This window comes from Acinetobacter sp. NIPH1876, from assembly GCF_022808535.1.
Lineage (GTDB): Bacteria > Pseudomonadota > Gammaproteobacteria > Pseudomonadales > Moraxellaceae > Acinetobacter > Acinetobacter higginsii.
The window spans coordinates 83,930-92,337 of record NZ_JALGBR010000005.1 but is presented as its reverse complement, the minus strand read 5'-3'; the positions used below and the strand labels follow the sequence as shown (position 1 = coordinate 92,337).

Genomic DNA, 8,408 nt, shown 5'->3' with positions numbered 1-8,408 from the left:
GACATTACCCCGAATTGTTGTTAATTTGTGTGTTTTTGTTAAATAGATAAAATTTCTTCGATATTAGTGCTTGTTGAGTGTGGTAGCAATTTATTTTTTCTATTTATTATTCATAATTTCGATTATTAATTTATTGAATTAAAAGATATTTGTTTTATTTAGATAAGCTTAACTTTACAGATATATTCTTTAATAAGATTAACTTTTTTAAATGTATTCGCTTAATTACTTTTCAAAATCTATATAGATTTTTATTTAATCCAAAATTTCAATTTAGTTTTTGAATTTTCGTAAATTCAACTTATCTCTCCTAATAACAAAAACGATATTTCTTATTTTAGACCAAGTCTAACTAGGGAATCCTACTTAACATAGCTAGCTTGTGATGCACTAATAGCATTTAAAGAAACTAATTTTAATTTTTTAGCGACATGTTTCAGATGAATAAAATCGTGTATGTAGTCATGGAAAAATACACTTCAAAATCACACTATTGTCTAAGTTAAATGAAAGACAGATCTCATTAAGCTTTGTAAAAATTAGAGTTTAGTAATGATCTGCCCTGAGACTGGCGAACTATTTTTTAATGTGAAACCGCCACGTAACAGAATAATTGCAGCAATGAAAGCTTGTGGCATTCGTCATCGCCCAGCTTACAATGTCGACATACTTATGCGACGATGATGTTGATGGATGGCCTGAATCCGGTGTTTGTATCAAATCAGATGGGCCATAGTTTGCAGATGATGATGAAACGCTATGCAAAATGGATGTATGTCGATAAAAATAAAATAGAAAAATTATAAACAGACTGAACCTGTCAAAAGCCTGTCCAATAAAAAAGCCACTTAAAAAGTGGCTTTTTTATATAACGAATTTTGGTGGAGATGGCGTCAATTGAACTAAATCAATAACATTCTGTTTTGTTTAAATTTTATTTTTATACAACTCAAATTTACCCAATCTTGCCCCATTAGCTTTTTGTACATTTTTTGATGGGTTAAAAATTCTGAACCCAATAAATTAGAGGGAACACATGGACCCTCTTGAATTTTATTACCTAGGATATATGGAACTGAGTTTAACACTCTACACAGCGATGGTCTTTTTATGATGTAGTCTTGCCTCAGCAACATCTAAATCCGGTACTTCAACAGATGGCAGTATAGAATCCTGTTCAACTTGTTTATTGATACTTAAGTCCTGATTGGCCTTTTCTGATTTAGCCTTAACCTTTTGCTCACGCAATCCTTTCGCTGGTGCCCATTGCAAAATTGGTAAAGCTCGAGCAACAGCAAGTAAGATACGGTCGTTCAATGCTTCACTTTTGACTGTATACTCAGACGTAAAGTCACGATCTGTTGCATACACACCTATAGGTAAAGTCTGTGCTTGGAAAAAGCTGAACAAAGGACGAAGTTGATGCTCAAGTACCAAAGCGTGGCGATTACTCCCACCAGACGCAGCAAGCAATACTGGAACATCCACTAAAGCGGTCTGCTCGACAAAATCAAATAAGTGTTTAAACAGCCCCGTAAAAGAAGCACGATAAACTGGCGTACCAACAATCAAGGCATCAGCCGCTTCAATAGCAGCCAAATCATCTTGTACTTGTTTGGGTAACTGACTCCGATAAATTGCACCACCCAATAAAGGACCAATCTCACTGAGTTTTACAAATCTCACATTTATTTCTATTGCTTGCGCTAATTCATCCAAAATCGTTTGAATCAAACTTTCAGTTTTTGATGGGCTGTTAAGACCACCTGAAACTGCGACAATATTGAGTGGTTTATCATTTGAATACGACATGACTTGGCCTTTAGAAAAATTAATACTTTGACTTATATGGAACAAACCAAGACTTCTAGTTAAAGTCTTGGTTGAATAGGATTGAGAACGATTCTAGGCAATACGATACTTTGATTCTTCTGGTATACGCTGTAATGCCTGACGTTGGTTTTTAAAATGTGGCAGAACATGTTCACCTAAGCGATAAGCTTCTTCTAAATGCGGATAACCGGCAAGGAAGAACAAGTCGATTCCAATACTGTTATATTCCTTAATGCGTTCAACAATTTGTTGGTAGCTACCCACCAAAGCAACACCTGGAGGGATACCAATGTAGCCAAAGCCAGACCAAACATTGGGATGAATGAAGAAATCATTCACATTTTTGCTGCCATCTTTATCCGCATATTCTTTTTCAAAACTGAGTACTCGCGCTGATCTGAGTCCTGCATGAGCAGCTGAAGCATGCAAACGTTGCTTCTCTGCTGCTTCATCTAAATAGCGTTGCGCCTCTGCCAAAGCTTCCTGTTCGCTACGTCGAGCAATTGTATCAATGGATAAACCAAATTTAATATTGTCACGACCATACTTTGCAGCACGTTTACGTACATCCGCAATCAATGCGGCAATCTCACTTGGTTTTTCAGCACGCATTAAATAATAATCTGCGTGCTTTGCGCCAAACTCACGTGCAGCTTCAGAAGAACCAGCTGTACAAATGATGGGTAATTCAGCTTTATTGAGTGGATACTTTAATCCGCCGCCCTCAGCAGAATAATATTTGCCTTGGTAATGGAATGATTCGTTATACCAATAACCTTTTACAACATCGAGAAACTCAGTTGCGCGGATATAACGGTCATCATGAGGCGTGGCATCTCCAACCTGACGTTGAATCACCTCGGATCCCCCATTAATAATATTCCACACCAAGCGATTGCCTGTTGCACGTTGGTAGGTTGCAGCACTCTGTACCGCATTGTATGGACTAAAGTGATAAGGTTGGAATGCCGTCACAAAATTCAGTCGCTTGGTTTCTCTGGCTAATAGCGAGCAAACAGTCCAAGGTTCCTCTCCTGTTGGTGCATTGACCATCAAAGCACCTGCGAAACCATTGATTTCTGCTGCGCGTGCCACCTGTGCTAAATAGTCAATATAAGTAAAGTCATCACCCACTTGATAGTTGGATGTTGCTCCAGTATTTTCCACGCCAGATACGCGCGCCCAATCACCACGATTACGAGGATCGCCTGCTAAAAATTCAGCTTCACCATGCAAAGGTAGGCGAGTAAAAAATTCAATTCCCATGATGTTCTCCGTATAACAGTTAGAATTTGGCTGTGAGAGAAACACCAACTTGGCGTGGGTTTCCGTAGGTTAAAACATATTGTCCTGCTGGGCCATTTGGACGACCATGTACCTGATATTCTTCATTCAGCAAATTCTTAACATAGGTATTGACCTGATATTTATTATTTGCGCTGTGATAACCAATATTGGCATTCCACAAGGTATAAGATTTTTGGCTTAGGATTGGATCAACCGAATAGTCTTGGCGATTCACCAAGAAATATTCACGGTCACGATAGCTTGCGTCAGTACCTACAACGATACGAGCACCATCATTTAAATTGAAGGTATATTCACCACCAACACCGATGGTATATTTGGGTGAGCGGACTAAACTGTTCCCAGTATTGTCGGCATTGACCACATTGGTTACTGGGTTCTTGTCAACGAAGTCAGTATATTCACTATCTAAATAAGCCCCTGCAAAACGTAAACGTAAATTTTCAGTGGCTAAATAATCCAGCTCTAATTCTGCACCTTTCACTTCTGCTTTTGGCCCATTGGCTAAAACTGAAGTAACACCGCCCCCTTGCCCCTCTGTTGCAACTAATAAATTGGTCTGGATATCTTTATAGTCGTAATAGAAAATATTGGCATTTGCAACTAAATCCCCATCCAGTAAGCTAGATTTCAAACCGAGCTCGTAACTGTTTAAATATTCAGGGTTAACATCCGCAAGTTGGGTTAGGCTACTGGATAAACCTGTATTAAAACCACCAGAACGGAATCCACGTGCAAATCTAAAATAAGTATTTAAATCAGGTGTAATTTCATATTCTGGTGTAATGTCATAGGTCAACTCATTCCATGTTTTCTTACGGCTTGTTGAACCGTTCGCATTTGGAGTTGGATTATAGACGGCATTGCTATACCCATCTTTTTTCCACCAACTACCTTTGGTGTAGTCGCCTGTTGTAATCTGAGTCAGGTCGAGATCAATATCTTTTTCTTCACTGGTCCAGCGTAATCCACCAGTCACCTTAAATTTATCCGTAAATTTATAGGTACTATTTCCAAATACGGCAAAACTTTGTGTAGCTTGATTATAAGTAATGTCTCTAAATGCAGGGGTTGATGCCGTCTGTGCAGCAGCACCATTTGGCAAAGTTTTCTGGACCCGTGCACTCACACCCGTAGAATCTAATTCTTCGTTAAAATAATGTAACCCTGCAATCCAACTTAAACGTTTGTTCGCATCGGATGAAATTCGAAACTCTTGGCTATATTGACGCCATTCATTATCGCTATAACTTCGTGCAACGTCATAAGGGGTGTAATCACCATCTGAAATTGACTTTTGTGTGGTCTTGTCAAAAGCCGTGATTGAGGTAAAGCTGTGGCCTCCTCCTAAATCTCCATTTAAAGTGAATGAAGCACCATCATGCTGAATTTTATTACTTTCATCTAAATCTAAATTGGTATTACGCCCTTCTGGTCTTTCATAAACGCCCCAATATTTCCCAATACTTAAGGAACCATTGTTTCCTAAACCATTGTAGGTCTGGCTATGTAAGTTAACTAATGCATTCCATTGGTCATTCACTTTACCTAAAATCTGGAAACGGAAAGATTTCTTATCAACATCGCCATAATCTTCGCCATTCGCTAAATTCTTTGCATAGCCATCACGATCTTCAGAGTAAAAAGCGCCCCGTACCGCAATATTGTCTGAGACTTTGCCATTGGCAGCCCCCTCGAAAGTACGTAGGTTATGATCACCTACACCTATCGTTGCATAGCCATTTGGTTTTTCTGAGAAAGTTGGTCTTTTAGAAATATAATTAACCGCACCTGCTGTAGTATTTTTACCGTAGAGCGTCCCCTGTGGCCCACGTAAAACCTCGATCCGCTCTAGATCGAATAGATCTCCAGCTCCTGCAACGGGCGCATTCAAATAGACACCATCAGCATAGATTCCAACAGGAAATACAGTCGATGCAGCAACGTCCCCTGTACCCAAACCACGGATATACCAACGTGGTCGACTATCACCATCTGGATTTTCCGCTGCTGCATTCGGTGTATACGTTAAGACATCACCAATAAAGGTTGAGCCCTTGGCAGCCAAATCTTTACCAGAAACAGCCGTAATCGCGGTTGGAACTTTTTGAATATTTTGTGCTCGATATTGTGCTGTTACAATCACATCACTTAACTTTTTGACATCTTTTGCATTGACCACCTGCGCCTGTTGCTCAGCTGTGATGCCTGTATCGATCTCTTCATTTGCCAAAGCCAATGTCGAAACACTCGCTGTTACTCCCCACATAGCAGTTAAAATACTCTGCCTAATTTTTGTGATCTTAAACATGGTGACTCCATTTAAATAAATCTATTTTTATATTGGCAACTTCTATGCCACTTAATTTATTTTATAAATTTCAATATCTTAAAAAATAAAAGTAAAACTTATGATTAGATTTTGCTGATAGATAAACATTTTCCCCTATGTTGTTGTTGTTATTCCAACATTGTTTTTTTTGAAAAATGAAAGAAAAAATAGCCATACAACTGTATGGCTATTTAGAATTAAAAATATTTCATGTATTTAAAATTTATAACTAAATTGTCCCTGCACCGTGAGTGGACGCATTGGTTGTAAGAATTCACTATTTGCGCCAGCTAGACCATTCACAAAATTACGTTCATTGCTTAGATTCAGAATATTTAAGCCAACAGTCCATTGTGGCTGTCGATAATATAATCCCAAATCTAAATTATAGTTATTTGGAACTTTAACCGTCTGGCTTAAATTGGTATACCAGTTACTGGTCCACCAGCCTGAGAGATTTACACCAAAACCTGACTGATGTTGATAATCCACATATGCACTGGCAGAGTATTTTGGAATACCCGCCGCATCATAACGACCTGCTTTACGCTGGTTTAACCCATTACTGTCCCCCCAGACAGTCGCATTGTCTGCATGGAAGCCAAAGGGAGAAAATCCTGCTGGAATAATTGAGCTATATTCAGCATTCAAATAGGTTAAGTTACCACCTATTGCAATATTTTTTTGTAGCTGCCAGCGTAGTGAAGATTCAATCCCTTTGACTTCAAAGCGTGCCATATTCCCATTTGTATCAGGTGATAAATCTCGCTTCTGCTCAAATCCGCTTAATGTGAGAAATAGTTGATCAATGATCGGTTCATATTTAAATCCTAATTCCTTTAATTCACTTTGACTGTCAAACGCTAAAGGATTCAGTTGATTGCCTGCCCCCCAAATTAAAAATGGGCCAAAAACACCTGTGTTGAGTGCAGTGCTCTTATCATAGGTAAAATACAGTGTAGTTTTTTCTGTTGGCTTGATAAATGTACTGGCTTGATAACTGAGCAAACTATACTTATTGCGATCTGAACGGACATCAGTCGGCACTAAGACCAACGGGTTTTCCAGTTTGGCTTTAATTGAACTATGATTAATCCCAAGATTAATGCCAAACACATCATTAAAAGTAAAGTTCTGCTGAGTAAACACACTCCACGTATCCCAAGACCCCGTTCCTGTATAAACAGCACCACCACCATTGGGAGGGAAACCACCTTTTTCAGCATATAAGCCATGACCGACTGGATACATTCTTGGTAGATTTAAATAACCAAAGTACTGAGAATATTGAGGAACACCGGCCTGTCCAATCCAACCTCCTGTTGAACTGTTATTATTGAACAACCCAAGTAAATCCCCTGGATTTTTTTGAGAAGGATCATTGGTCAGATCATAAGGGTTAATATTAAAACTATTATTTGCCGCTAAAGAAGTAAATTCCTCACGGCGAAATGCTCCTCCAGTACTGCCTTTATTATTCACCTTAAGCCCAAACAACTCGAAATCATAATCTGCGAGGAATTCTAGGCGATTATCAAATAACTCATGTTCCAGATCAGTAAAGAAACTTCCAACCGAATCACCTAAATCTTTGCTGTTTTGATAAAGCGTACTATTAGAAACAGACCAATGCGTATTCAAATCTTTAACTAATTTTAATTGGGTGCTGAATCGTTTGGCACTATTTTTATCTTCACTTCGACCAGAAATATTATCGTCTAGTTTGACCAATCCATTACCAGGTATAGATGGATCATAGACCCAACCTCGAATCGTTCCAGCCTGATTTGCTGTTGCATTAGGTAAAGGTGTTGTTTGAATTGGGCCTACAGCAATATATTGGTTTTTATCATTCTTTTGTCGATTCTGCCAACCAATCACTTTTGAATTCGCATCTCCAGATTCAAATACAGGTGACCAGAAAGCTGAACCATTTTGAATAATTGGCGTAGCCCTACCTTTGTAATACTGACGGTTATCAACAGATTGTTGTGTTGCCCGATTCCAACCATGTGTCACGTTAAAATCATAATAATCGTCATAACTTATATTCCAGTCGACACGTAGACTATCATCTGGACGCCAAGCTAATGCACCATAGAATGCATTAAAATTATTTTTCACATTGTCATAATAATCATCAGTTTTTTGGGCTGTTGCACTGACACGAAATGCAAGTTCTTTAGAGATCGGGGCTGTATGATCAATACTGACAGAAAAATTAGGTTCTGTACCTTTTCCTGCATAGATTGAACCAACTGAGCCAGAAATCGTTGTTTCTGCTTTATTAAAGTTAGGTTTTTTAGTGAGATAATTAATATATCCACCTGAACCCGAAGTAGGTGCAAAAATTACTCCCGTCGGCCCTGCAACAATATCAGCCGCTTCATATGCATTTAAATTAGTCGGATGACGGGTACTATAAATTCGTTGGCTATCTTGAAAGACCTCTGAATTTTGCCCCCGTATCTGCGGTGCGAAATTGGCATTTTGTCCCCCGCCTCGGGTAATACTTGGCGCATATTTAACAAGATCATCTGCACTACGAATCACATCCTCACGAAATTGTTGTTCCGATACTTGGGACACTACACGAGGTGTGTCTAATACAGAGCTATCCGTTCCATAAATTGAAGTCACTTTACGTTTGGGAACAACAGTTTGTTTTTTATTTGCACCAGTCACCACGACATCTGCCAAAGTAATCACATCACTTTCAGTATTTGCCGATGTATTTTGGGTTTCTTCGGCAAACACATGTATGGGTAAAGATGCCCCCGAAAAGGCTAAGGCAATCACTAAAGGTTTTAATTGAAAAGGCTGCTTCATATCATACTCAGTAAAGTAAATTTACAGTACGTTACGCAAGGCCTATGCCAATCATTAAAAAGCCTCAAAACAACACCCAAGATATTGATTTAATAGTTTTTAATTT

General features: G+C 38.7%; 4 protein-coding genes and 1 pseudogene. 1 reads left to right on the top strand and 4 read right to left on the bottom strand.

The features are described 5' to 3' along the window. Nucleotides 1–549: 549 nt before the first annotated feature. A pseudogene (locus tag MN869_RS06810) lies at nucleotides 550–806 on the top strand (site-specific integrase); the annotation flags it as partial. Nucleotides 807–1,089: 283 nt separating this feature from the next. Here MN869_RS06810 and msuE read toward each other — a convergent pair. The 4 genes from msuE to MN869_RS06790 all read right to left on the bottom strand — a co-directional run bounded on the left by msuE (nucleotide 1,090) and on the right by MN869_RS06790 (nucleotide 8,302). Next, nucleotides 1,090–1,812, bottom strand: coding sequence for an FMN reductase (gene msuE / locus MN869_RS06805; RefSeq protein WP_243307005.1), 723 nt, complete (start codon nucleotides 1,810–1,812; stop codon nucleotides 1,090–1,092). Between the two features lie 93 nt (nucleotides 1,813–1,905). Next, the gene (locus MN869_RS06800; RefSeq protein WP_033133529.1) at nucleotides 1,906–3,099 is read right to left on the bottom strand and encodes an LLM class flavin-dependent oxidoreductase; all 1,194 of its coding nucleotides are present in this window, start codon (nucleotides 3,097–3,099) and stop codon (nucleotides 1,906–1,908) included. A 19-nt stretch (nucleotides 3,100–3,118) separates the two neighbouring features. Next, on the bottom strand, nucleotides 3,119–5,452 hold the full coding sequence (locus MN869_RS06795) for a TonB-dependent receptor (RefSeq protein WP_033133528.1): 2,334 nt from the start codon (nucleotides 5,450–5,452) through the stop codon (nucleotides 3,119–3,121). A gap of 237 nt (nucleotides 5,453–5,689) precedes the next feature. Next, complete coding sequence (locus tag MN869_RS06790) at nucleotides 5,690–8,302, bottom strand: TonB-dependent receptor plug domain-containing protein (RefSeq protein WP_033133527.1); 2,613 nt, start codon at nucleotides 8,300–8,302, stop codon at nucleotides 5,690–5,692. Nucleotides 8,303–8,408: the final 106 nt, after the last annotated feature.